We start from the raw sequence: 23,200 nt of genomic DNA, 5'->3' as shown, positions 1-23,200 counted from the left end.
GGCCGAGCGGTGCGACCTTGATCATGCCGAACCCCGCCGACAAAGGTCACGAGCTGCCGCCGGGCGACGGTGGATGATGCTTCGCCCCACTCAGGCGGCAGTGGAGTCCGAGGACTTGATCAAATACCACTATTGCGGCATCACGACGCCGATTACCTTGATCAAATACCGTCATTACGGCGAGAGCGCACCTCCCTGCCGGATAGCCGGTATTTGATCAAGGAGACACACCGTGGACTGCCGAAATAGCGGTAAATGATCACTCCACGGCGGGCCGCTCAACAGCGGGCCGGTCCATCACGACGGGAAAGCATGATCAAGTTCCCGGATCCTGCAGAAAACGGGCGATCCGGACCCACACAAGCGACCGAAGAGCCTTAGAAGGAGGTGCGGAGGAGTTCGTCGGCCTCCTCGGCGGCGACCGGGCGGGCCAGGAAATGCCCCTGGCCGAGTTCGCACCCCGCCCCCCGCAGCGCGGCCAGCTGGCCGGCCGTCTCGATGCCTTCGGCGATCGTCTGCAGCCCCATGATCTGCCCGAGCGTGATCGCCGCCTGCGCCGCCTGGTCCGCCGCCGCCGAGCGGCCCATTCCGGCCACATACGACGGATCTATCTTGATGATGTCGACCGGGTACCGCCGCAGGTGCGCCAGCGACCCGTACGCCGTGCCGAAGTCGTCGAGCGCGAGGCGTACGCCGAGGTTCTTGAGGCTGCACAGCCGGTCCAGGGCCGCGTCGGGGTCCTCGGCCAGCAGGGTCTCGGCCAGTTCGAGGACGAGGCAGCCCGGGTCGAGGTCGGTCTCGGCGAGGATCCGGGCCACGGCGTCGGGCAGGTCCGGCTGGTGCAGCTGCCGGGCCGAGATGTTGACGCCGACGGTGAGCGGCCGGCCCGGGCGTACGCTGTTCCACTTGGCGGTCTGCCGGCACGCCTCGCGCAGGGACAGCAGTCCGATGGGGACGATGAGCCCGGTCTCCTCGGCCAGCGGGACGAAGGAGCCCGGGGTGACCAGGCCCCGTTGCGGGTGGCGCCAGCGCACGAGGGCCTCGACGCCGGCGACCGTGCCGTCCGCGAGCGCGACGATCGGCTGGTAGTGCACCTCGAAGGCGCTGTCCTCGACCGCGCGGCGCAGCCGGGCCTCAAGATCGAGCGTACGCCGCAGGGTCGCCTGCATGGCCGGGCGGAAGGTCGCGGTCTGCCCCCGGCCGTTGCGTTTGGCCTGGTACATGGCGAGGTCGGCGCGGCGGATGAGCTCCTCGCCGGTCGTGCCCTCCTCCCGGTACGCGATCCCGATGCTGGCGTCGATGAAGACCTCGCGGCCGAGGACGACGAACGGGGCCTGGACGACTTCGGTGATGCGCCGGGCGACGGCCTGGGCCTGCTCGGGTTCGCCCAGGTCGGGCAGGACCACGGCGAACTCGTCACCGCCGAACCGGGCCGCCACGTCGGACGCGCGCAGGCAGGACCGCAGCCGGTCGGCGACCGCGATGAGCAGGGAGTCGCCGGCGGCGTGGCCGAGGGAGTCGTTGACGATCTTGAACCGGTCCAGGTCGACGAAGAGGACCGCGAGCGGGGCGTCCTTGCGGGCGGCCCGGGCCAGCGCCTGCTCCAGCTGGTCGAGGAAGAGCCCGCGGCTGGCCAGGCCGGTCAGCGCGTCGTGGTACGCCTCCCGCATCTTCTCCCGCGTCCGGTGATCGCTGAGGGCGAGGCTCACGTGCTCGGCGAAGACGAGCAGCGTCTCCCTGTCCCGGCGGGTGTACCCCCGGCCGCGGTAGGACGCCACCGCCAGGCCCCCGGCCACCTCCCCGTTGTCGTGCACCGGCGCGGCCATCGCGGCCTGGATGTGCTCGGCGGCCAGCTGCGGTATCCCGTGCTCGGCGTCGGCGTACCGCTCCATGACGACGAGGTCGTCGAGCAGGACGGCCTGGCCGGTGGCGCCGGCGTCCTCGACGTCCACCCGCCAGATCTCCCGGGCCAGCTGCGGGCGCATGCCGCGCTGCGAGACCAGGATGAGCATCGCCGGGTCGTCGGGATCGCGCAGGCGCAGCCCGACCACCTCGTCGTCGGCGAACAGCTCCTTGGCCGAGGCGGTGATCGTGTGCAGGATGTCGGTCAGCGGCTGGCGGCGGCTGATCGCGCGCTGGATCCGCGACAGCTGGTTGAGCAGGTTGTGCCGCTCCTGCAGGGAGGCGAGCAGCCGGGCGTTCTGCACCGCCTGCGTTCGCTCGGCGGACAGCCGGCCCAGGCTCTGCACCACCAGCTCCAGCACCCGCGCCATGCCCCGCAGCAGGCTGCCCTCGTCCGGGGTGAAGCCCTCGGCTCCCGCCCGCGCCACCAGCAGCGCGCCGGGGACCGGATCGCCGAGCGGGGCCACCGCCGTGTGGCACTTGCCCGCGCCGGGCACGTCGAGCAGCTGCCGGCGCCCCAGCACCACCTCGGTCAGGTCGGCCCCGGGTACGCGTCCCGCCGGGAAGCCGACGGAGCTGACGAGTTCGTAGCCCTCCGCCGGGCCGCCTCCCAGGACGACGGCGACCTCGGCTTCCAGCGCCCGCGCCGCGCGTTCGGCGGCGATGCGGGCGACGGCACCGGGATCGGTCGCGGCCGAGAGCATCGCGAGGAACTCGGCGAGCTGCTGGGTGGCGAGCGCCGTGGCGTTCGTCGGCATCTACCCCACCGCCAAGACGACCAGCGTCTGGTTGTGGAAGCCGTTGATGCCGCGCGTCCGGCAGATCTCGCCCCACGTGTACGGCCCGCCGACCGGTACGCCGGGGACCTCGCCGGTCATCCGGGCCAGTTCCGCGCGTACGCCCTCGTCGCCCAGGAGCCGGCCGCGCGATTCGCAGTCGAAGGTGAGCAGGGCCAGCGGCGGTACGCCTTCCAGCGCGGCCACCGCGTCCCGGCAGGCGTCGGCGGCGGAGTCGAGGACCGAGCGCTCGTCGCCCTCCATCGGCCAGACGAGACCGCCCTCGGGGACCTCGCCGCTGGATCTCAGGCCGCCGGAGCCGAACATGCCGGGGGAGCTGACTCCGCGTACCTCCTCTCCGCTACGGCGGCGGATGCCGATCGGGCGTACCTGCGCGAAGGTCTCGAACGCCGCCGGGTCCTCGTACGCGGCCGCGGGCGCCCCCAGCCGGTCCAGGTACGCCGTCAGCGCCGGCCGGTCGTCCAGGGTGTGCACGTCTCCGCCGGAGCTCTTCGTGACGATCATCGGCTCGCCGACCTTGCGCCAGCCGTGCCGCAGGCCGATGCCGAGCGGGCCGTCGGACGACAGCAGCGCGCCGACCACCCCGTCGGTCAGCACCTGGTCGCCGTGCAGCTGGAACGTCCGCCCCGCGTACGCGTCCGGGCTGGCCGCCCCGCCCACCATCGGCACGCTCGCGCCCACCATCGCGTACGCGCCGGCGAGGATCTCCTCCTGACCGGGGGTGACGCCGTCGGTGAGCATGATCAGCACATGGTGGGGGCGGTCGCCGGGGTCGACGGCGCAGGCGGCGACGGCCGACCCGGCGGCGCGGCGGTCGGCGGCGGCGTGCGGGGCGGCGGCGGTGACGGCCGACAGCCCGGGGCCGCCGAGCGCGACCACGACGAGATCATGGCCGCCCACGACCCGCGTCGAGGAGCACCCGATCAGCGGTACGCCGCCCGCGACCTCGCCGACGCCGGCCAGTACGGCCTCGGGGTCGTACCGGGCCGAGCCGAAGACGAGCAGCAGCCGGGGATCGTCGCCGGCCAGTGCGGCGGTCGCGGCGGCCAGCGCGGCGCGACGGGAGTCCAGATCGGACGATCCCCCCACGCCGGCCCAGCGCCGCTCCCCGAACGCTCGCATTGCTTCAGTCTTGGGCACGGCGACGCATCCATCAAGGACAGCCGCTGTCTTGTGACCCACCGACCACCCGGGGTGAGCCGAGCGGCTGACGGAATGCGGTGACGGCCGCCCGGCACCACGCTGCGTCCACATGGGCATCCACATCAACGATGGAGTGCAGTAGGCTTCCGGCCATGTCGACGGTCGAGCTCAATACTCACATTCCGCACTCGGCACGGATCTACGACTACATGCTCGGTGGCAAGGACAACTTCGACGCCGACCGCCGGGCCGCCGAGTCGATCATGAATGCCGCGCCGAACCTCGCCACGTCGATGCGGGCCAACCGCACGTTCATGGCCCGGGTCGCGCACTACCTCGCGGCCGAGGTCGGCATCCGGCAGTTCCTCGACGTCGGCACCGGGCTGCCCACAGCGCCGAACCTGCATGAGGTCGTCCAGTCGGCCGCACCCGAGTCGCGGATCGTCTATGTCGACAATGACCCCATCGTGCTGGTGCACGCGCGGGCACTGCTCACCAGCGCGCCGCAGGGCATGACGGCGTACATCGACGCGGACATGCGCGACGTCCAGGGGATCCTGCACGCGCAGGAGCTCACCCGGACCTTCGACCTGTCGAAGCCGGTGGCCGTCAGTCTCATCGCCGTGCTGCAGTTCGTGACCGACGACGCCGAGCTGCGCCGGATCCTCGACGAGTTCCTGGCCCCGCTGCCGAGCGGGAGCGCCCTGGCCGTCTCGACCGTGCGCATCGAGTCCGAGGAGTCGCGCCGGGCGACCGCGCAGTACAACGCGAGCGGCATCGCCGCCCGGGCCCGCTCGATCGCGGAGGTCACCGCGATGTTCGACGGCCTGGAGCTGGTGGAGCCGGGCGTGGTGCCGGTCAGCGAGTGGCACCCGGACGCCGAGGCCGCCGCGGTCGACGTGGAGCACGTCTACATGTCCGGCGGCGTCGCGATCAAGCGCTGACCCGCCCCCGCGGACACACCAAGAGCGGACACGCCAAGATCCCGTTGGGATCAGGGTTCCGCCCGTAATCTTGAGCCAAGATTCGGGTGATTTCCCTGATCCCAACGGGATCTTGGGTTTCCGTCAGAAGTCGCGGCGGGGTGCCGCTCAGACGTTGAAGCCGGTCAGACGTTGAAGCCGAGTGCCCGCAGCTGGTCGCGGCCCTCGTCGGTGATCTTGTCCGGGCCCCACGGCGGCAGCCAGACCCAGTTGATCCTGATGTCGCTGGCGAGCCCGCCGCCGGGACCGCCGCACAGCGCCTGGCGCGCCTGGTCCTCGATCACGTCGGTCAGCGGGCAGGCCGCCGACGTCAGCGTCATGTCCAGCGTGACGACGTTGTCGTCGTCGACGTGCGTACCGTAGACGAGGCCCAGGTCGACGACGTTGATCCCGAGCTCGGGGTCGACGACGTCCTTCATCGCCTCCTCGATCTCGGCCTCGGTCGCCTTGCTCACGGCCCCGGGGCTCACGGCCACCGGGCTCTCGGCCGCGGTGTCGGCCAGGGTTTCCTCGCTCATGACTGAACCTCCATCGCACCGGTACGCGCGAGCGCGTCCTTGAACGCCATCCACGACAGCAGGGCGCACTTCACGCGCGCCGGGTACTTGGCCACTCCGGCGAAGGCCACGGCGTCGCCGAGGACCTCCTCGTCCGGCTCCAGCTGGCCCTTGCTCTGCATCAGTTCCACGAAGTCCCCGTGTACGCGCAGCGCGTCGGTCACGCCCGTACCGGTGAGCAGTTCGTGCAGGACACTCGCGGAGGCCTGGGAGATCGAGCAGCCCTGGCCCTCCCACGAGATGCCGGCGATCTTCTCGTCCTGCGCGTCCACCCGGATGGTGATCTCGTCGCCGCACGTCGGGTTGACGTGGTGCGCCTCGCCCACATGCTCACCGGTCGCGTCCTGGAGGCCGCGGCCGTGCGGGCGCTTGTAGTGATCGAGGATGATCTCCTGGTAGAGCTGGTCGATTTCCATGGCTACGCGAACACCTTCCGGACCTGGTCCAGGCCGCGCACCAGGGCGTCGACCTCGTCGGTCGTCGTGTAGAGGTAGAACGAGGCGCGGGTCAGCGCGGCCACCCCGAAGCGTACGCACGTCGGGCGCGCGCAGTGGTGGCCGACGCGTACCTGGATGCCGAGGCTGTCCAGCACCTGGCCGACGTCGTGCGGGTGGATCGGCGTACCGTCGGCGGCCGCCAGCGAGAACGAGAGCGTCCCGCCCCGGCCGACCGGCACCGACGGCCCGACCAGGTTCAGCCCGGGCACGGTGGCCAGAGCGTCCAGCGCGTACGCCGTCAGCTCCTTCTCGTGCCACTGGATCGCCTCCATGCCGATGTCCTGCAGGTACCGGACGGCGGCACCGAGGCCGACGGCTTCGGCGATGGGCGGCGTACCGGCCTCGAACCGGGCCGGCGGCGGGGCGAACGTGGTCTTCGGCATCGTGACCGTCTCGACCATCGACCCGCCCCCGAGGAACGGCGGCATGGCCTCCAGCAGCTCCGACCGGCCCCACAGGACGCCGACCCCGGTCGGGCCGAGCATCTTGTGGCCGGTGAACGCCACGAAGTCCACGTCGTAGTCGACCACGTCGAACGGCAGGTGCGGGACGGTCTGCGAGCAGTCCAGCATCAGCAGGGCGCCGACCTCGCGTACGCGCTTCGTGATGCGGGCCGTCGCGTTGATCGTCCCGAGCACGTTCGAGTAGTGCACGAGGGAGACGATCTTCGTCCGCTCGGTGATCAGACCGTCCAGATCGGACTCGTCCAGCCGGCCCTGATCGGTGACGCCGAACCACTTCAGCGTCGCCCCGGTACGCTCGCACACCATCTGCCACGGTACGAGGTTCGAGTGGTGCTCCATCTCGGAGATCACGACCTCGTCCCCCGGCCCGAGGCGGAACCGCGGGTCGGCGGCGGTGGGCGAGAAGGCGTGCGCCACCAGGTTGATCGACTCGGTGGAGTTCTTCGTGAAGACGATCTCCTCCGGCGCCCGGGCTCCGATGAACCCGGCGACCAGCGCCCGCGCCCCCTCGTACGCCTCCGTCGCCTCGGTGCCCAGCGTGTGCACCGAGCGCGCGACGTTGGCGTTGTGGTTCAGGTAGTGATCGGCGATCGCCTCGACGACCTGGCGCGGCTTCTGTGAGGTCGCCGCCGAGTCGAGGTAGACGAGCGGATGCCCGTTGACCGTACGCGACAGGATCGGGAAGTCCGCCCGGATCTTCTCCACGTCGAAGCGGGGCTTGTCCGCGTACTGCGGCATGCCCTGCGGAATGGTGATCACGGACATCGGATCAACCTCTCAGGCCGCGGCGGTGGTGTAGGCGACGTAGCCCTCGGCTTCCAGCTTCTCGGCGAGTTCGGGACCACCCTCCTCGACGATCCGGCCGGCGACGAAGACGTGCACGAAGTCGGGCTTGATGTAGCGCAGGATGCGCGTGTAGTGCGTGATCAGCAGCAGACCGGTGTCCCCGTTGGCCTGTACGCGGTTCACGCCCTCGCTGACCACCCGCAGCGCGTCGACGTCGAGGCCGGAGTCGGTCTCGTCGAGGATGGCGATCTTCGGCTTGAGCAGTTCGAGCTGCACGATCTCGTGCCGCTTCTTCTCGCCGCCGGAGAAGCCCTCGTTGACGTTGCGCTGGGCGAAGGCCGGGTCCATGCCGAGCTTCTCCATCGAGCCCTTCAGCTCGGCGGCCCACGTACGCAGCTTCGGCGCCTCGCCGTCGATCGCGGTCTTGGCGGTCCGCAGGAAGTTCGCCACGGAGACGCCGGGGACCTCGACCGGGTACTGCATCGCGAGGAACAGCCCGGCGCGGGCGCGCTCGTCGACCGTCATCGCCAGCACGTCCCGGCCGTCCAGGTGGACCGAGCCGCCGGTGATCTCGTACTTCGGGTGCCCCGCGATCGAGTACGCGAGCGTGGACTTGCCCGAGCCGTTGGGACCCATGATCGCGTGGGTCTCGCCCGCGCGTACGGTCAGGTCGACGCCGGCCAGGATCGGCTTGAGCTCGCCCTCCGGCAGCTTGACCGACACCTGCAGGTCGCGGATTTCCAGGACGCTCATCGGGTGACTCCATTGCTCGACGTCAGACTGACGTAGACAGAACCGTCGCGGATCTCGACGGGATAGACGGGGACGGGTTCGGTGGCCGGCAGCCCCGTCGGCTCGCCGGTACGAAGATCGAAACGCGAGCCGTGCAGCCAGCATTCCAGGGTGCAGCCGTCGACCTCGCCGTCCGACAGCGGCACGGCCGCGTGCGAGCACTCGTCGTGGATCGCGTAGAAGTTGTCGTCGTCGGCGTGCACGATCGCGATGTCGACGCCCGCCAGCTCCACCCGCAGCGCGGCGCCCTTGGCGACCTCGTCGACGGCGCAGGCGAGAAGCTCGCTCACAGCGCCCCCTCCGTGATCTCCTCGACCTTCGCCGCGGCGACCGACGCGGACTCCGCGTCGACGAGGCGGGCCTCGATCTCGCCGCCGAGCCGCTCGCGGATCTCCTCGACCGGGATCTTCGCCAGCAGTTCGGCGAAGAAGCCGCGCACGACCAGCTTGCGCGCCTCGGTCTCGGGAATGCCCCGGGCCATCAGGTAGAACAGGTGCTCGTCGTCGAACCGGCCGGTCGTGCTGGCGTGGCCCGCCCCGGCGACCTCGCCGGTCTCGATCTCCAGGTTCGGCACCGAGTCGGCCCGCGCCCCGTCGCTCAGCAGCAGGTTGCGGTTGATCTCGTAGGTGTCGGTGCCGGTCGCCTCCTTCTGGATCAGCACGTCGCCGACCCAGACCGTGTGCGCCTGCTCGCCCTGCAGCGCCCCGCGGTAGCCCACGTAGGACCGGCAGTCCGGCACCGAGTGGTCCACCAGCAGGCGGTGCTCCTGGTGCTGCCCCTCGGTCGCGAAGTACAGCCCGTACGCGCTCATGTCGCCGCCGCGGTCCGCGTAGTCGACCGAGGTGTACTGGCGTACGAGGTCGCCGCCGAGGGTCACCTGCACGTGCGTGGCCTTGGCGTCCCGGCCGAGCCGGAACCGGATGTGCTGCGCCTGGACCGCGTCCGGCGCCCACGAGGAGATGGTGACGAAGACCAGGTGCGCCCCGGCGCCGACCGACACCTCGACGTTGTCGGCGAGGGTGGCGCTGCCGGTGTGCTCCAGCACGAGGGTGACCTCGGCCATCGGGCCGACGTCGACGAAGGTGTGGCCGAAGGACAGCCCCTCGGCGCCGCCGCCCACGAGCCGCAGGATGGCAGGCTCACCGGGGGTCGCCTCCTTGGCCACGCTGACGAGCAGCGCCTCCGGCGCACCCCCGTACGCGAGCGCGCTGATCCGGTCGAACGGCGCGAGGATGCTGCCCAGCCGGGGATCGTCGCGCCCGATCGACGACAGCGTCACGCCGGCCGGCAGCGAGACGGCCTCGTGCTTCGGGGCCGCCCCGGTCGCCACCGCGTCGGTCGCCGAGGCGAGTCCGCGCAGGCGCTTGAGCGGGGTGAAACGCCACTCCTCCTCCAGACCCGTGAGGGCCGGGAAATCGGCGACATCGTAGGACCGCAGCGCCTGACTCTTGGTCTTGGGCGGAGCGGCGTTCGTAAGCGTCGTCATCAGCCGACGGCACCTTCCATCTGCAGTTCGATCAGGCGGTTCAGCTCCAGGGCGTACTCCATGGGCAGCTCCTTGGCGATCGGCTCGATGAAGCCGCGCACGATCATCGCCATGGCCTCGTCCTCGGACATGCCGCGGGACATGAGGTAGAAGAGCTGGTCCTCGCTCACCTTGGAGACCGTGGCCTCGTGCCCCATCGCGACGTCGTCCTCGCGGATGTCGACGTACGGGTAGGTGTCGGAGCGGGAGATCGTGTCGACCAGCAGCGCGTCGCACTTGACCGTGGACTTGCTGTGGTGCGACCCCTCGAGTACCTGGATCAGGCCGCGGTAGGACGTGCGGCCGCCGCCGCGCGCGATCGACTTCGAGATGATCGTGCTGCTGGTGTGCGGCGCGGCGTGCACCATCTTGGCGCCCGCGTCCTGGTGCTGGCCCTCGCCGGCCATGGCCACGCTGAGCACCTCGCCCTTGGCGTGCTCGCCGGTCATGTAGACGGCCGGGTACTTCATCGTCACCTTGGAGCCGATGTTGCCGTCGATCCACTCCATGGTCGCGCCCTCGTGACAGACCGCGCGCTTGGTGACCAGGTTGTAGACGTTGTTCGACCAGTTCTGGATCGTCGTGTAGCGGCAGCGGCCGCCCTTCTTGACGATGATCTCGACGACCGCGCTGTGCAGCGAGTCGGACGAGTAGATGGGCGCGGTGCAACCCTCGACGTAGTGCACGTACGCGCCCTCGTCGACGATGATCAGCGTCCGCTCGAACTGGCCCATGTTCTCGGTGTTGATCCGGAAGTACGCCTGCAGCGGGATCTCGACGTGCACGCCCTTCGGCACGTAGATGAACGAGCCGCCGGACCACACGGACGTGTTCAGCGCGGCGAACTTGTTGTCGCCCACCGGGATGACCGTGCCGAAGTACTCCTGGAAGATCTCCGGGTACTGCTTGAGCGCGGTGTCCGTGTCGAGGAAGAGGACGCCCTGCTCCTCGAGATCCTCACGGATCTTGTGGTAGACGACCTCGGACTCGTACTGCGCGGCGACGCCGGCCACGAGGCGCTGCTTCTCCGCCTCCGGGATGCCGAGCCGGTCGTAGGTCGCCTTGATGTCGTCGGGCAGCTCTTCCCAGCTGGCCGCCTGCTTCTCGGTGGACCGCACGAAGTACTTGATGTTGTCGAAGTCGATCCCCGACAGGTCGGCGCCCCACGCCGGCATCGGCTTGCGGCCGAACAGGCGAAGTCCCTTGAGCCGCAGGTCGAGCATCCATTCGGGCTCGTTCTTCTTCGCCGAGATGTCCCGGACGACGGCCTCGTTCAGGCCGCGCTGCGCCGCGGCACCGGCGAGGTCCGAGTCGGCCCAGCCGTACTCGTACTTGCCTAGCGCAGCGAGGTGTTCTTCCTGCGTGATCTCGGTCATGAGCTAATCCCTCACCGTTATCGGGTGTGTCTGGTGGGTCTGGATCTGGTGGAGCTGGCCGGGGATGTGCGTGGTGCACACCCCGTCGCCGTGGGCGATGGTCGCCAGCCGTTGCACGTGCGAGCCGACGAGGCGGCCGATGACCGCCGTCTCCGCCTCGCAGAGCTGGGGGAACTCGGCGGCGACGTGCGCCACCGGGCAGTGGTGCTGGCACAGCTGCCCGCCCGTGGCGATCACCGAGGCGCTCGCGGCGTAACCCTCGGCGGTCAGGGCGCCGGCCAGCGCCTCCGCCCGCGCCACCGGGTCGTCGCCGGCCTCGCTCATCGCCTCCTGGCAGCGGGTCTCCAGCGTCTCGACCTGCGCCCGGGCGAACTCGGCCACCTCGGCCTCGCCGCCCCGCGCGGCCAGCCACCGCAGCGCGGCGGCGGCCAGGTTGTCGTACGAGTGCCCGCCGAGGCCTTCGCGGCCCAGCCGGGTCAGACTGAAGATCTTCGCCGGCCGGCCCCGGCCCTTCGCCGGCAGCTCGCGGCCGGTCAGCAGGCCGTCGGCGCACAGCGCGTCGAGATGCCGGCGGATCGCGGCGGGCTTCAGGCCGAGCGCGGTGCCGAGCTGGCCGGCGGTCGCCGGTGCCTGGCCGAGCAGTTCCAGCACCTTGTCCCGGGTACGCCGGTCGGCGCCCGCAGGAGTCTCGGTCTGGATTTCCACTACACCAGTGTGACTTATTTGCTCTCAGGTGCGCAAACCCGGGCCCCGGTGATCCAGCCCACCGGAGGTAAGCCTAACTTTAATCCGTTCCGACGATCTTGCGCGAATGCCTCAAAATCTGCGCGGAATGCCCGAAGTGCCGGTACGTTCGCGCAAGATCGTCGGGGTCGGTCACAGACGACCTGCTTCGATGATGCGGCTGAGGAACTGCCTGGTCCGCGCCTCCACCGGGTCGCCGAGGACCTGTTCGGGCGGGCCTTGTTCGAGGACTCTTCCCCCGTCGAGGAAGACGACGCGGTCGGCGACCTGCTTGGCGAAGCCCATCTCGTGGGTGGCGAGGACCATGGTCATCCCGTCGCCCTTCAGCTCCCGCACCATCGACAGCACCTCGCCGACCAGCTCCGGGTCGAGCGCGCTGGTGACCTCGTCGAGCAGCAGCAGCCGCGGGTTGTTGACCAGCGCCCGCACGATCGCCACCCGCTGCTGCTGGCCGCCGCTGAGCCGGTCGGGATAGTCACCCGCGCGGTTGCCCAGGCCGACCCGGTCCAGCCACGTCCGCGCCGCCTGCTCCGCCTCGGCCCTCGCCCGCCGGTGTACGCGTACCGGCGCCAGCAGGATGTTCTGCAGCACGGTCATGTGCGGGAACAGGTTGTACGCCTGGAACACGATCCCGATCTGCCGGCGTACGCGGTCGGCGTCGGCCCGGGGGTCGGTGATGTGCTCCCCGCCGAGGTGGATCGTGCCGTCGTCCAGCCGTTCGAGCAGGTTCACGCAGCGCAGCAGGGTCGACTTGCCCGAACCCGAGGCGCCGATGAGCGCGACGACCTCGTGCTCGGCGACGTCGAGGTCGAGGCTGTCGAGGACGACCGAACCGTGGAACGTCTTGCGCAGCCCCCGGCACTGGAGGACGGGACTCATGAACGGGCCCCCTGACGTCGGGCCGCCCGCAGGGTCACCCAGTCGGTGACGCCGATCAGCGGCAGGGCCAGCAGGACGAACAGCACCCCGGCGACGATGTACGGGGTGAAGTTGAAGTGCTCGGCGACCTGGATCTGCGCCGCGCGTACGGCGTCGATGGGTCCGGCCAGCGAGACCAGGCCGACGTCCTTCTGCAGGGCGACGGTGTCGTTGAGCAGCGGCGGCGCGACCCGCCGGACGGCCTGCGGCAGCACGACGTGGCGCATGGTCTGGCGGTAGGTCAGGCCGAGCGAGCGGGCGGCGGCGAGCTGGCTCGGGTGCACCGATTCGATGCCGGCCCGGAACACCTCGGCCAGGTACGCGCCGTAGACGATCACGAGCGCCAGGCCGCCGAGGACGAGGGTCGACGGCATGCCCGACAGCCGCAGCCCCGGTACGCCGAGCGTCATCACGTACAGCACGATGATCAGCGGTACGCCCCGGAACCCGTACGTGTAGCCGGTGGCCAGCGCCCGGACCGGGAAGGCGACCGGCCCGCGCAGCGTACGCAGCACGGCGATGAGCAGGCCCAGCGCCATCGCGCCCAGCGCGCAGCAGATCAGCAGCTCGATGTTGAGCACGAGGCCGTCCAGGATGGCCGGCAGGGAGTCCTGGGCGACCGCGAGGTCGAAGAAGGACTCCTTGACCCGCGGCCAGCCCGGCGAGTTCGTGACGCCGACGGCCAGCAGCGTGCCGAGCACCGCCGTCGAGGCCGCCGCGAGCAGAACCGAGCGGATCGCGCGCCGTCGCCGGTACGCGATCCGCTCCTGTTCGACGGCGCTGGGCCGCCAGGTGTCGGTGATCGTCACGAGAGTTCGGGCGCGCCCGCGTCCTGCGAGAGCCACTGCTTCTGGAGGTTCGCCAGCGTCCCGTCGGCCTTGAGGGCGTCCACGGCCTGGCTGACGCACGCGGTCAGGGCCGATCCCTTGTCCAGCACGAGACCGAACTGCTCGACGTTCCCCGTGGTCGGGGGCAGCTGGCCGACGATGAGGGAGTTCTCGATCTCGGCACCGGTCATGTAGAACGCCGTCGGCAGGTCCACGACGAGGCCGTCGATCTGGCCGTTCTGCAGCGCCTTCTTGGCGTCGTCGTTGTTGTTGAAGACGGCGGGCTGCGTACCGGGCTTGATGACGTCGGTGATGGCGGTGTAGGAGGACGTCCCGACCTGGGCGCCGAGCTTGGCGTTCTTCAGGTCGGCCAGCGACTTCGCCCCGGCGATCTTCGAGGACTTCAGCGCGATCACGGTCTGCCGCACGTCGTAGTACGGCGAGGAGAAGTCGACCGCCTTCTTGCGGTCGTCGGTGATCGAGAACTCGTTGATGTCGAAGTCGTAGGTCTTCGCACCGGGCGCGATGGCGTTGTTGAAGGTCACCCGGGTCCAGACGACCTCGGCCGGCTGGTAGCCGAGCTTCGTCGCGACCGCGTACGCGACCGCGCCCTCGAAGCCCTTCTGGTTGTCCGGCTTGTTGTCGACGAACCACGGCTCGTAGACGGGCTCGTCGGTGCCGACGGTCAGCTTCCCGGCGGCCAGCGTCTTCAGCGAGTCCTTGGCGCAGGCGGCCCCGGACGCGGCCGCGGAAGGAGAGGTGCTCGTGTCGTCGGCCGGCGCGCACGCCGTGAGGGCGGCGGCGCTCAAGGCCGCGGTCGCGATACCGAGGAGGAGGGGTCGGCGGATCATGTGAGCAGCATAGGAAGCTGCCCGCGATCACCGATGAACGGGGTGTGAACCATCTCGGGAGCGCGGCGTGAGCGCGGACACACCCGGGCCGTGGCTATGCTCGGTGCCGTGCCACCGTCCCCCGTCAGGCGTTTCCTCGGCCGGCTGTCCCCGGCCGCACTCCGCGAGTCCGGCGTGATGTCGGAGCGGCTGCTGCGGGTGACCGCGATGGCCAACCTGGTCGCCAACATCGGCATCGTCGTCACCGGCGGCGCGGTCCGCCTCACCGGCTCCGGCCTCGGCTGCCCGACCTGGCCCCGCTGCACCGCCGAGTCGCTCACCACCACCAAGGCCATGGGCGTGCACGGCGTCATCGAGTTCGGCAACCGTACGCTCAACGGCGCCCTCATCGTCTTCATGCTCGCCGCGCTGCTGCTCGCGTACCTGCACCGGCGGGGGCTGGGCTGGGCGGTCGCGACGCTCGTCGGCATTCCGGCGCAGATCGTCTGGGGCGGCCTGGTCGTCCTGTCCGGACTGAATCCCTGGCTGGTCGGCGGCCACTTCCTCGTGTCGATGGGGATCATCGCGGCCGCGTACGGGTTCTGGCGGGCGGCCGGCCCGCCCTCGGCGAACCTCCCCGTCCCCCGGGAACTGCGCTGGCTGGGCGGCGCCGTCGTGGCGGCCTGTCTCGGCGTACTCGTGGTGGGAACGATGGTGACCGGCAGCGGACCGCACGCGGGCGACGAGCATGCGCGCCGCAACGGCCTGGACCCGGCGCAGATCGCGCAGGTGCACGCCGACCTGGTCTTCCTGGTCTTCGGCCTGGCGATCGCGGCCTGGCTGGCGCTGCGGGCGTTCGGCGCCACGGCGGGTACGCGCGCCGCGGCGATCCTCGTCGTCGTGCTGGCCGCGCAGGGTTTGATCGGCTTCGTTCAGTACTTCACGCACCTGCCGGTGATCCTGGTCGGCGCGCACATGCTCGGCGCGGCGCTGGCCTGGGTCGCGGCGCTCGGACTGGGGTGGACGCTGCGCCCCGGAGCCCCCGCGAACGCCCCCGCTGTACGCCTCCAGTCAGCCGGACGGTCAAGGGAAGATAACTTGACGGTTGCAAACGCGGCAGGTGTGCCGGAAAGGTCGTGACCGGACGCACCCGGCGGTGCATGATGTGCGGCGTGGCCCCCTCCCTGCGCCGTCGGTCCGTGGTAGACCCCACGGCGCTGGCGAGCGCGGTCGAGAAGGCGTTCGCGGCCGACACGGATCTCGACTACTGGGGCGCCATCCGGTACGCCGAAGCCGCCGGCCAGGTCGTCGAGACGATCGCCGCGCTGGTCCGCCAGGGTGAGGCCGCCCACGCCGTGCCACTGTTCGAGCGGGCCTCCGAGCTGCTCGGACTCGCCCAGCAGCGGGCCGACGACACCGCGGGCTGCCTCGACGACCTGCAGGCACGCGTCCGCAGCGGACTCGACGAAGCACGCGCCTTCAGCATCGACCGGTAACGGCCACGGGCCCGGCCGGCAGCGGTGCGGGACGGTGATCCGCCTTACCTGGGCGCCCGGTTCAGCCGTCCCGTGATGGCCGCCGCGAACCGGTCCGCCGCCTGGTGCGCGTACCCGAGGAACACGCTGGGCTCGGTCAGCTCCAGCTCCACCAGCACCGGATCGCCGTCGACCCCCGGTATGAGGTCGACGCGGGCGTACAGCAGGCCGGGCGGGGTCGCCGCGAGCACCTGGCGGGCCACCTCGAACTCCGCCGCGGTCGGCTCGCGGGGCTCGATCGCCTCGGGGACGTAGAGGCTGTCCGTGCCGGTGTCCGGGCCGGTCAGCATCGCGCCCTTGCGGATCGAGTGGCTGTACGCGAGCTCCCCCGTCGCCGGGTCGGCGAAGTACAGCAGGGCGGTCTCGCCGTACGTGTCCACGGCGGGCAGGTAGGGCTGCACCATCACGAGGCGGCCGGCGTCCTGCAGGCGGCGTACGTGGGCGGCGGCCAGGCCGGCCTCGGCGGGACCGTAGCGGCCGGTGTCCTTGCTCCCCGCGCTGACGGCCGGCTTGACGACGTAGTCACCCTCGGGCGCCACGAAGACGTCGTCCGGCTCGATCCAGGTGGTCGGCACGACGCGTACGCCGGCTGCGGCCAGTTCCCGCAGGTAGCGCTTGTCGGTGTTCCACGCGACGACGGCGGCCGGGTTGGCGAGCCGGTCCACTGCGGCGGCCCACGCGAGGAACTCGGCGTACCGGTAGAAGTAGTCCCAGGGCGACCGCACGACCGCGAGGTCGTAGGCCGACCAGTCGACGTCCGGGTCGTCCCAGACCGCGGGTTCGGCGCGCACGCCCAGCCGGGCCAGGGGCTCGATCACCAGGCGGTCGTCGTCCTCGAGCAGGGGCAGTTCACGACAGGTAACGAGAGCGACCCGGGCCTCGGCCCGGGTCGCGTCGCCAGTCTGTAAGGGGTTGTTCACGTCGTCAACGTTACTAGGGGGTGGTGCGAATGGAGATCAGCGGGCCAACGTCCGCTTGGACATCGACCGCCAGAGGTCGTTGCTCGGCCGCATGAGCTCCACGAGCTCCCGCTCCCAGCCGTTCTCCACTTCTACGCCGGCCTGCTCGCATGCCGCCCGGGCGACCTGGGTGGTCGGTGCGACGAGATCGCCCCAGCCGCCGTCGGTACCCACCAGCACGATGCGGGCGCCCCGCCTGCCGACGTACTCGATGACCGCCGTCGCTCCGCCGTGCGCGGCCGCGAACTCCTTGATGCCGGAGATCAGCGTCGCCTCGGGCGTCTCGATGAGGGTCGTATCGGAACCATCTGCCATGAGGAGAACCATAAGCAGACCGAGGACGCGGACGCCCGAAACGAAGCAGTTCTGTGACTCGCGTTACCTGAGAGCAACTCGCGGTTTACCTAGGTTTGCCCAATTTCATCCCAGTCAATATGGGACATAGGGGACCGTCAAACTGGCACGGTCATCGACGAGCAGTGAATTCGGGCGAGTCCCGACTTAAGGCTTCAAAGGATGGCGTCGACGGCGATGGCCACGAACAGGAGGGTGAGGTACGTGGTGGACCAGTGGAACATCTTCATCGGCTTGACGGTCTCGCCGCGGCGGGCCTGAGCATAGAGGGCGACGGCCTCCTTCAGGAAGGCCAGGCCGAGCACGATCGCCGGGACGCCGTAGATCCAGCTCATCCCGAACGGCCACAGCGCCACGGAGGCGGCCATGGTCAGCACGACGTAGATCACACTCTCCAGACCGACCCGGCGCAGCGAGCGTACGACCGGGAGCATCGGGATGCCGGCGCGCGCGTAGTCGTCCTTGAACTTGATCGCCAGCGCGTAGAAGTGCGGCGGCTGCCACAGGAACACGATCGCGAACATCAGCCACGCCGGCCAGGCCAGGCCGCCGGTCACGGCCGCCCAGCCGATCAGCACGGGCGCCGCGCCGCACACGCCGCCCCACACCGTGTTCTGCCAGGTCGTGCGCTTGAGCCAGAGCGTGTAGACGAGGTCGTAGTACGCGACCGCGCCGATCGTCAGCAGAGTGGCGAGCCAGTTCGTGAACACCGCCATCAGGACGGTGGACACCGCGGCGAGGACGAGCCCGAAGACCAGCGCCGAACGCGGGGTGACGCTGTGCACCGCCAGCGGCCGCCGGGAGGTGCGCCGCATCAGCACGTCGATGTCGCGATCGATGTAGCAGTTGAGCGCGTTGGCCGCGCCCGCGGCGAGCGATCCGCCGACGAGTACGACGATCATGAGACCGATCGACGGGACGCCCCCGGCCGCCAGCATCATCGCCGGGACCGTGGTCACCAGCAGCAGTTCCACGATCCGGGGCTTGGTCAGGCTGAGGTACGCGGCGAAGACCGCCCGGACGTTCCGCCGCGCGCGCACGCCTTCGGGGGCGTCGCGTGGGGGGATCTCAACAGGCGGGGCCGGCTCTGCGGCGAGCGTGCTCACCGGCAAAGGGTACAGAAGGCGCCGGTCGGCCATTCGGCTGCCTCGCCGACGTGCGGCCCGTCACACGCCCCGAGGGGTAGCACGGCACCCCGCGGGTAAGTGAGGGAGATCGCGTACGCGGTTTAGACACGGCTTGTAGGGTCACAGGTGTAAAGGCGACACCGGGGCCGCCAGCGACATACTCCGGCCGGAAACTTCGTCCGGAGCATCACCGCATGATTCAGCGTTACCGCATGATTCGCAGGGGAGCAGGACGAGTCGATGAACTGGTCTGATCTGGACAAGCGCGCCGTGGACACCGTCCGGGTGCTGGCCATGGACGCCGTGGAGAAGTCGGGCAACGGTCACCCCGGGACGGCGATGAGCCTCGCCCCGGCGGCGTACCTGCTCTTCCAGCGGGTGATGCGGCACGACCCGGCCGATCCCCAGTGGCTCGGCCGCGACCGTTTCGTGCTGTCGTGCGGCCACAGCAGCCTGACCCTCTACATCCAGCTGTACCTCAGCGGTTACGGGCTGGAGCTGTCGGACCTGCAGCAGCTGCGCCAATGGGGTTCGCTGACGCCGGGCCACCCGGAGTGGAAGCACACCAAGGGCGTCGAGACCACCACCGGCCCGCTCGGGCAGGGCCTGGCGAACGCGGTCGGCATGGCGATGGCCACCCGCCGCGAGCGCGGCCTGTTCGACCCGGACGCGCCGGCCGGGCAGAGCCCGTTCGACCACAACATCTACGTCATCTGCTCGGACGGCGACATCGAGGAGGGCATCACCCACGAGGTGAGCGCCATCGCCGGCCACCAGCAGCTGGGCAACCTCGTCGTGATCTACGACGACAACGAGATCTCCATCGAGGACGACACGAAGATCGCGAAGTCCGAGGACGTCGTCGAGCGCTACGCCGCGTACGGGTGGCACACCCAGCGGGTCGACTGGACCGCGGGCGGCAGCTACCACGAGGACGTCGAGGCGCTCTTCGCGGCGATCGAGGCCGCCAAGGCGGAGACGGACCGGCCGAGCTTCATCGCGCTGCGGACGATCATCGGCTGGCCGGCGCCGCACAAGCAGAACACCGGCAAGATCCACGGTTCCGCCCTGGGCGCCGACGAGGTGGCCGCCACCAAGCAGGTGCTCGGCTTCGACCCGGCGCTGTCCTTCGAGGTCGCCGGCGACGTGCTCGGCCACGCTCGCGAGGTGCTCGCCCGGGGCGCCGAGGAGCACGCCGAGTGGCAGAAGGCGTTCGACAAGTGGGCCGCCGCCAACCCGGAGCGCAAGGAGCTGCTGGACCGGCTGGTCGCGCGTACGCTGCCGGACGGCTGGACGGGCGCGCTGCCGCAGTGGAAGGCCGACGCGAAGGCGATCGCCACCCGGGCCGCCTCCGGCGAGGTGCTCAACAGCCTGGCGGGGGTCCTGCCCGAGCTGTGGGGCGGCTCCGCCGACCTGGCCGAGAGCAACAACACCACGATGAAGGGCGAGCCGTCGTTCATCCCGCCGGACCACGCCACCAAGGAGTTCCCCGGCGACATCTACGGCCGGACGCTGCACTTCGGCATCCGCGAGCACGGCATGGGCGGCATCCTCAACGGCATCGCCCTGCACGGGAAGACCCGCCCCTACGGCGGCACGTTCCTCGTGTTCAGCGACTACATGCGACCGTCCGTACGCCTCGCGGCCCTCATGGGCCTGCCGGTGACCTACGTGTGGACGCACGACTCGATCGGCCTCGGCGAGGACGGCCCGACCCACCAGCCGGTCGAGCACCTGTCGGCGCTGCGGGCGATCCCGGGCCTGGACGTCGTGCGCCCGGGCGACGCCAACGAGACCGCGTACGCGTGGCGGGCCGCGCTGGAGCACACGGACCGGCCGACCGCGCTGGCCCTCACCCGGCAGGCGCTGCCGGTGCAGGACCCGGCCGCGATGAGCTACGAGTCCTTCCTCAAGGGCGGCTACGTCCTCGTGGAGGCGTCGGGCGGTACCCCGCAGGTCGTGCTGATGGCGACCGGCTCGGAGGTCGGGCTGGCCGTCGAGGCCCGCAAGCGTCTCGAAGCGGCCGGTACGCCGACCCGCGTCGTCTCCATGCCCTGCCAGGAGTGGTTCCGGGCGCAGGACCGCGCGTACAAGGACGAGGTTCTGCCGAGGGCGGCCGCGAAGGTCAGCATCGAGGCCGGCATCGCGATGTCGTGGCGCGACCTCGTCGGCGACGAGGGCGAGTGCGTGAGCCTGGAGCACTACGGCGCCTCCGCGCCCTACCAGGTGCTGTTCGAGCAGTTCGGGTTCACCCCGGACAACGTGGTGGCCAAGGCCCACGCGGCGCTGTCGCGTACGGGTGCGGTCCAGGGCTCGACGACCGGCAACTGAGACCGAATCACTCCGAGAAGGAGACGGCAGCAATGACCGACATACTGGGCGAGCTCTCGGCCGCGGGCGTCGCGGTGTGGCTCGACGACATCTCCCGCGAGCGCCTCGCCGACGGCGGCAAGGCGACCTCGCTGGCCGGCCTCGTCCGCGACCAGCACGTCGTGGGCGTGACCAGCAATCCGACCATCTTCGCGGGTGCCCTCGGCGCCTCGGAGCTGTACGCCGAGCAGCTGAAGGACCTGGCCGTCCGCAAGGTGACCGTGGACGAGGCCGCCCGCATGATCACCACGTACGACGTCCGGTGGGCGTGCGACGTGATGCGACCGGCGTTCGACGCGAGCGACGGTCGGGACGGGCGCGTCTCGATCGAGGTCGACCCGCGCCTGGCGATGGTGACCGACGCGACGATCGCCGAGGCCAAGCAGCTGTGGTGGCTCGTCGACCGGGAGAACCTGTTCATCAAGATCCCGGCCACCGAGCCCGGCCTGCCCGCCATCACGGCCACGCTGGCCGGCGGCATCAGCGTGAACGTGACGCTGATCTTCTCGCTGGAGCGCTACAAGGCCGTCCTCGACGCCTGGCTGTCCGGCCTGGAGCAGGCGAAGGCCAACGGCCACGACCTGTCCAAGATCGAGTCTGTCGCGTCGTTCTTCGTGTCCCGGGTGGACACCGAGATCGACAAGCGCCTCGACGGCCTCGGCCGGCCCGAGCTGAAGGGCAAGGCGGCGGTCGCCAACGCGCGGCTGGCGTACCAGGCGTATCTGGAGGTCGTCGGGGGCGACCGGTGGGCCGCGCTCAAGGCCGCCGGCGCCAACGTGCAGCGGCCGCTGTGGGCGTCGACCGGCACCAAGAACCCGGACTACCCCGACACGCTCTACGTGGACGACCTGATCGCCCCGGACACCGTCAACACCATGCCCGAGAAGACCTTGCACGCCGTCGCCGACCACGGCCACCCGGCCGCCGACACGGTCACCCCGCACTTCGCCGACTCCGCGAAGGTCATGGCCGAGCTCACCGCCGCCGGCATCGACCTCGACGACGTGTACGCGGTCCTGGAGCGCGAGGGCGTCGACAAGTTCGAGGCCAGCTGGACCGAGCTGCTCGACGGCATCAGCAAGAAACTGGAGAACGCCTGATGTCCGAAGTGGAATTCGCCGCCGGGCTCGCCGTCCGGGCCGACGCCCCCGCCGACCCGTCGCAGGCCCGCGCGCAGCTGGTCGACGACGGCGTACCGGCGAAGCTGGCGGCCAAGGACGCGACGCTCTGGGGTGCCGACGCGCAGCCCGAGGCCTCGATCCGGCTCGGCTGGATCGACACCGTCGAGCGCTCCCGGGCCCTGCTCCCCCAGCTCGCCGAGCTCACCGCCGAGCTCGCCGACCTGGACCACGTGGTGCTCGCCGGCATGGGCGGCTCCTCGCTCGCGCCCGAGGTCATCGCGCGTACGCTCGGCCGGCCGCTCACCGTCCTCGACACCACCGACCCCCACCAGGTACGCGCCGCGCTCGGCGACCGCCTGGCGAGCACGGTCGTCGTCGTGTCCAGCAAGTCCGGCTCGACCGTCGAGACCGACAGCCACCGCCGCGCGTACTGGCAGGCCTTCCTCGACCTGGGACTGTCGGAGGCCGAGGCGGGCCGGCATTTCGTGATCGTCACGGACCCGGGCTCGCCCCTGGAGCAGACGGCGCGCGAGATGGGCGCCTTCGTGGTGCTCGCGGACCCGAACGTGGGCGGGCGCTACTCGGCGCTGACCGCGTTCGGCATGGTGCCGTCGGCGCTGGCCGGCGTGGACGTGGCCGAGCTGCTCGACCAGGCCGCGGAGCTGGGCGAGGGGCTCTCCTCGACCGAGGGCAACCCGTCGCTGGCGCTCGGCGCGCTGCTCGGCGCGGCGGCGCTCGAAGGCCGGGACAAGGTGAGCCTGGCCGAGGACGGCAGCGGCATCGTCGGCCTGGGTGACTGGGCCGAGCAGCTGATCGCGGAGTCCACGGGCAAGCTCGGCAAGGGAATCCTGCCGGTCGTCGTGGAGTCGCCCGAGGCGCCCGGCGCCACCGGTGACGACGTGCTCACCGTGGTGGTGGGCGGCGCGACGGACATGGCGACGCCGCCCGCGCCCGGCACGGTCGCGGTCAACGGGCCGCTCGGCGCGCACTTCCTCGCCTGGGAGGCGGCCACGGCGATCGCCGGGCGGGTCATCGGGATCAACCCGTTCGACCAGCCCAACGTGACCGAGTCCAAGGAGAACACCAAGAAGATCCTCGAATCCGGTACGCCGACCATCGCGGCCACGTTCACCGACGGCCCGGTCACCGGCTACTCCTCGGCGCCCGCGCAGACGGTCGAGGAGGCCCTCAAGGCGCTGCTCGACGGGCTGGGCGCCGACGGGTACCTGGCCGTGATGGCGTACCTGGACCGGTTCGGGGACGCCACCGCCGCGCAGGTACGCCCGCTGCTCGCCGCCGCGTCCGGCCGGCCGGTCACGTTCGGCTGGGGCCCCCGGTTCCTGCACTCGACCGGCCAGTTCCACAAGGGCGGTCCGCAGGTCGGCTCGTTCCTGCAGATCACCGGCGCGGTCGCCGAGGACCTCGCGGTTCCGGGGCAGGCGTACAGCTTCGGCGAGCTGCAGGCGGCCCAGGCCGCGGGCGACCGCCAGGCCCTCGCGGGGCGTGGCCGTCCGCTGCTGCACCTGCACCTGACCGACCGCGCGGCGGGCCTGGAACGGCTGCTCGCCGCGGCCCGCAGCCTGGGAGCCTGAC

At 70.7% G+C, this 23,200-nt stretch carries 22 protein-coding genes; 6 read left to right on the top strand and 16 right to left on the bottom strand.

Features of this window, described 5'->3' with window-relative positions:
• Positions 1-377: 377 nt before the first annotated feature.
• Positions 378-2,660, bottom strand: coding sequence for a putative bifunctional diguanylate cyclase/phosphodiesterase (locus tag G401_RS0140815; protein ID WP_027347033.1), 2,283 nt, complete (start codon positions 2,658-2,660; stop codon positions 378-380).
• Positions 2,661-3,821 (bottom strand): FIST signal transduction protein, encoded by a 1,161-nt coding sequence (locus G401_RS0140810; protein WP_027347032.1) that lies wholly within the window; start codon positions 3,819-3,821, stop codon positions 2,661-2,663. It lies immediately after the preceding gene.
• Positions 3,822-3,994: 173 nt separating this feature from the next.
• Here G401_RS0140810 and G401_RS0140805 point away from each other — a divergent pair, with 173 nt between their 5' ends.
• Entirely contained in the window at positions 3,995-4,786 is a 792-nt protein-coding gene (locus tag G401_RS0140805) for an SAM-dependent methyltransferase (RefSeq protein WP_027347031.1), read from the top strand.
• A gap of 164 nt (positions 4,787-4,950) precedes the next feature.
• On the opposite strand, the gene G401_RS0140800 is transcribed toward G401_RS0140805, so the two are convergent.
• The 11 genes from G401_RS0140800 to G401_RS0140750 form a co-directional block, all read right to left on the bottom strand.
• Entirely contained in the window at positions 4,951-5,343 is a 393-nt protein-coding gene (locus tag G401_RS0140800; protein ID WP_027347030.1) for a metal-sulfur cluster assembly factor, read from the bottom strand.
• Positions 5,340-5,798: a Fe-S cluster assembly sulfur transfer protein SufU gene (gene sufU, locus G401_RS0140795; protein ID WP_027347029.1), complete on the bottom strand. Its 459-nt coding sequence runs from the start codon at positions 5,796-5,798 to the stop codon at positions 5,340-5,342. Before sufU ends, G401_RS0140800 begins: the two co-directional genes overlap by 4 nt.
• A gap of 2 nt (positions 5,799-5,800) precedes the next feature.
• The gene (locus tag G401_RS0140790; RefSeq protein WP_027347028.1) at positions 5,801-7,108 is read right to left on the bottom strand and encodes a cysteine desulfurase; all 1,308 of its coding nucleotides are present in this window, start codon (positions 7,106-7,108) and stop codon (positions 5,801-5,803) included.
• 12 nt (positions 7,109-7,120) lie between these two features.
• Entirely contained in the window at positions 7,121-7,882 is a 762-nt protein-coding gene (gene sufC, locus G401_RS0140785; RefSeq protein ID WP_027347027.1) for a Fe-S cluster assembly ATPase SufC, read from the bottom strand.
• Complete coding sequence (locus G401_RS0140780) at positions 7,879-8,211, bottom strand: non-heme iron oxygenase ferredoxin subunit (RefSeq protein ID WP_027347026.1); 333 nt, start codon at positions 8,209-8,211, stop codon at positions 7,879-7,881. Before G401_RS0140780 ends, sufC begins: the two co-directional genes overlap by 4 nt.
• Positions 8,208-9,407, bottom strand: coding sequence for a Fe-S cluster assembly protein SufD (gene sufD / locus G401_RS51825; protein WP_051367967.1), 1,200 nt, complete (start codon positions 9,405-9,407; stop codon positions 8,208-8,210). Before sufD ends, G401_RS0140780 begins: the two co-directional genes overlap by 4 nt.
• Positions 9,407-10,822, bottom strand: a complete 1,416-nt coding sequence (gene sufB / locus G401_RS0140770) for a Fe-S cluster assembly protein SufB (RefSeq protein ID WP_027347025.1) — start codon at positions 10,820-10,822, stop codon at positions 9,407-9,409. Before sufB ends, sufD begins: the two co-directional genes overlap by 1 nt.
• A gap of 3 nt (positions 10,823-10,825) precedes the next feature.
• Positions 10,826-11,527: a helix-turn-helix transcriptional regulator gene (locus G401_RS51820; RefSeq protein ID WP_034594695.1), complete on the bottom strand. Its 702-nt coding sequence runs from the start codon at positions 11,525-11,527 to the stop codon at positions 10,826-10,828.
• 171 nt (positions 11,528-11,698) lie between these two features.
• Positions 11,699-12,445, bottom strand: coding sequence for an amino acid ABC transporter ATP-binding protein (locus G401_RS0140760; RefSeq protein WP_027347024.1), 747 nt, complete (start codon positions 12,443-12,445; stop codon positions 11,699-11,701).
• Positions 12,442-13,287 carry an amino acid ABC transporter permease gene (locus tag G401_RS0140755; protein WP_034594776.1) on the bottom strand — a complete coding sequence of 282 codons (846 nt, stop codon included), beginning with the start codon at positions 13,285-13,287 and terminating at the stop codon, positions 12,442-12,444. Before G401_RS0140755 ends, G401_RS0140760 begins: the two co-directional genes overlap by 4 nt.
• Before the next feature lie 2 nt (positions 13,288-13,289).
• On the bottom strand, positions 13,290-14,162 hold the full coding sequence (locus G401_RS0140750) for an ABC transporter substrate-binding protein (protein ID WP_027347022.1): 873 nt from the start codon (positions 14,160-14,162) through the stop codon (positions 13,290-13,292).
• Positions 14,163-14,339: 177 nt separating this feature from the next.
• Between G401_RS0140750 and G401_RS0140745 the strand changes: the two genes are divergently transcribed.
• Together G401_RS0140745 and G401_RS0140740 are read left to right on the top strand one after the other, a co-directional pair.
• Complete coding sequence (locus G401_RS0140745; RefSeq protein ID WP_034594774.1) at positions 14,340-15,281, top strand: COX15/CtaA family protein; 942 nt, start codon at positions 14,340-14,342, stop codon at positions 15,279-15,281.
• A gap of 59 nt (positions 15,282-15,340) precedes the next feature.
• Positions 15,341-15,637, top strand: coding sequence for a hypothetical protein (locus G401_RS0140740; RefSeq protein WP_027347020.1), 297 nt, complete (start codon positions 15,341-15,343; stop codon positions 15,635-15,637).
• A 44-nt stretch (positions 15,638-15,681) separates the two neighbouring features.
• On the opposite strand, the gene G401_RS0140735 is transcribed toward G401_RS0140740, so the two are convergent.
• The 3 genes from G401_RS0140735 to G401_RS0140725 form a co-directional block, all read right to left on the bottom strand.
• Positions 15,682-16,596: an ATP-grasp domain-containing protein gene (locus tag G401_RS0140735; RefSeq protein WP_027347019.1), complete on the bottom strand. Its 915-nt coding sequence runs from the start codon at positions 16,594-16,596 to the stop codon at positions 15,682-15,684.
• A 36-nt stretch (positions 16,597-16,632) separates the two neighbouring features.
• Positions 16,633-16,950 (bottom strand): hypothetical protein, encoded by a 318-nt coding sequence (locus G401_RS0140730; RefSeq protein WP_027347018.1) that lies wholly within the window; start codon positions 16,948-16,950, stop codon positions 16,633-16,635.
• A gap of 194 nt (positions 16,951-17,144) precedes the next feature.
• Complete coding sequence (locus G401_RS0140725; RefSeq protein ID WP_407636976.1) at positions 17,145-18,095, bottom strand: heme o synthase; 951 nt, start codon at positions 18,093-18,095, stop codon at positions 17,145-17,147.
• Between the two features lie 261 nt (positions 18,096-18,356).
• Between G401_RS0140725 and tkt the strand changes: the two genes are divergently transcribed.
• The 3 genes from tkt to G401_RS0140710 are packed head-to-tail and all read left to right on the top strand — an operon-like array spanning position 18,357 to position 23,199.
• On the top strand, positions 18,357-20,447 hold the full coding sequence (gene tkt, locus G401_RS0140720; RefSeq protein ID WP_027347016.1) for a transketolase: 2,091 nt from the start codon (positions 18,357-18,359) through the stop codon (positions 20,445-20,447).
• Positions 20,448-20,479: 32 nt separating this feature from the next.
• On the top strand, positions 20,480-21,586 hold the full coding sequence (gene tal / locus G401_RS51815) for a transaldolase (RefSeq protein ID WP_034594691.1): 1,107 nt from the start codon (positions 20,480-20,482) through the stop codon (positions 21,584-21,586).
• Positions 21,586-23,199 carry a hypothetical protein gene (locus tag G401_RS0140710; protein ID WP_027347015.1) on the top strand — a complete coding sequence of 538 codons (1,614 nt, stop codon included), beginning with the start codon at positions 21,586-21,588 and terminating at the stop codon, positions 23,197-23,199. Before tal ends, G401_RS0140710 begins: the two co-directional genes overlap by 1 nt.
• Position 23,200 lies beyond the last annotated feature (1 nt).

The sequence above is a fragment of the Hamadaea tsunoensis DSM 44101 genome (genome assembly GCF_000428945.1).
GTDB lineage: Bacteria > Actinomycetota > Actinomycetes > Mycobacteriales > Micromonosporaceae > Hamadaea > Hamadaea tsunoensis.
The sequence above is the reverse complement of the archived record's forward strand: the minus strand, read 5'-3'. Positions and strand labels throughout refer to the sequence as shown.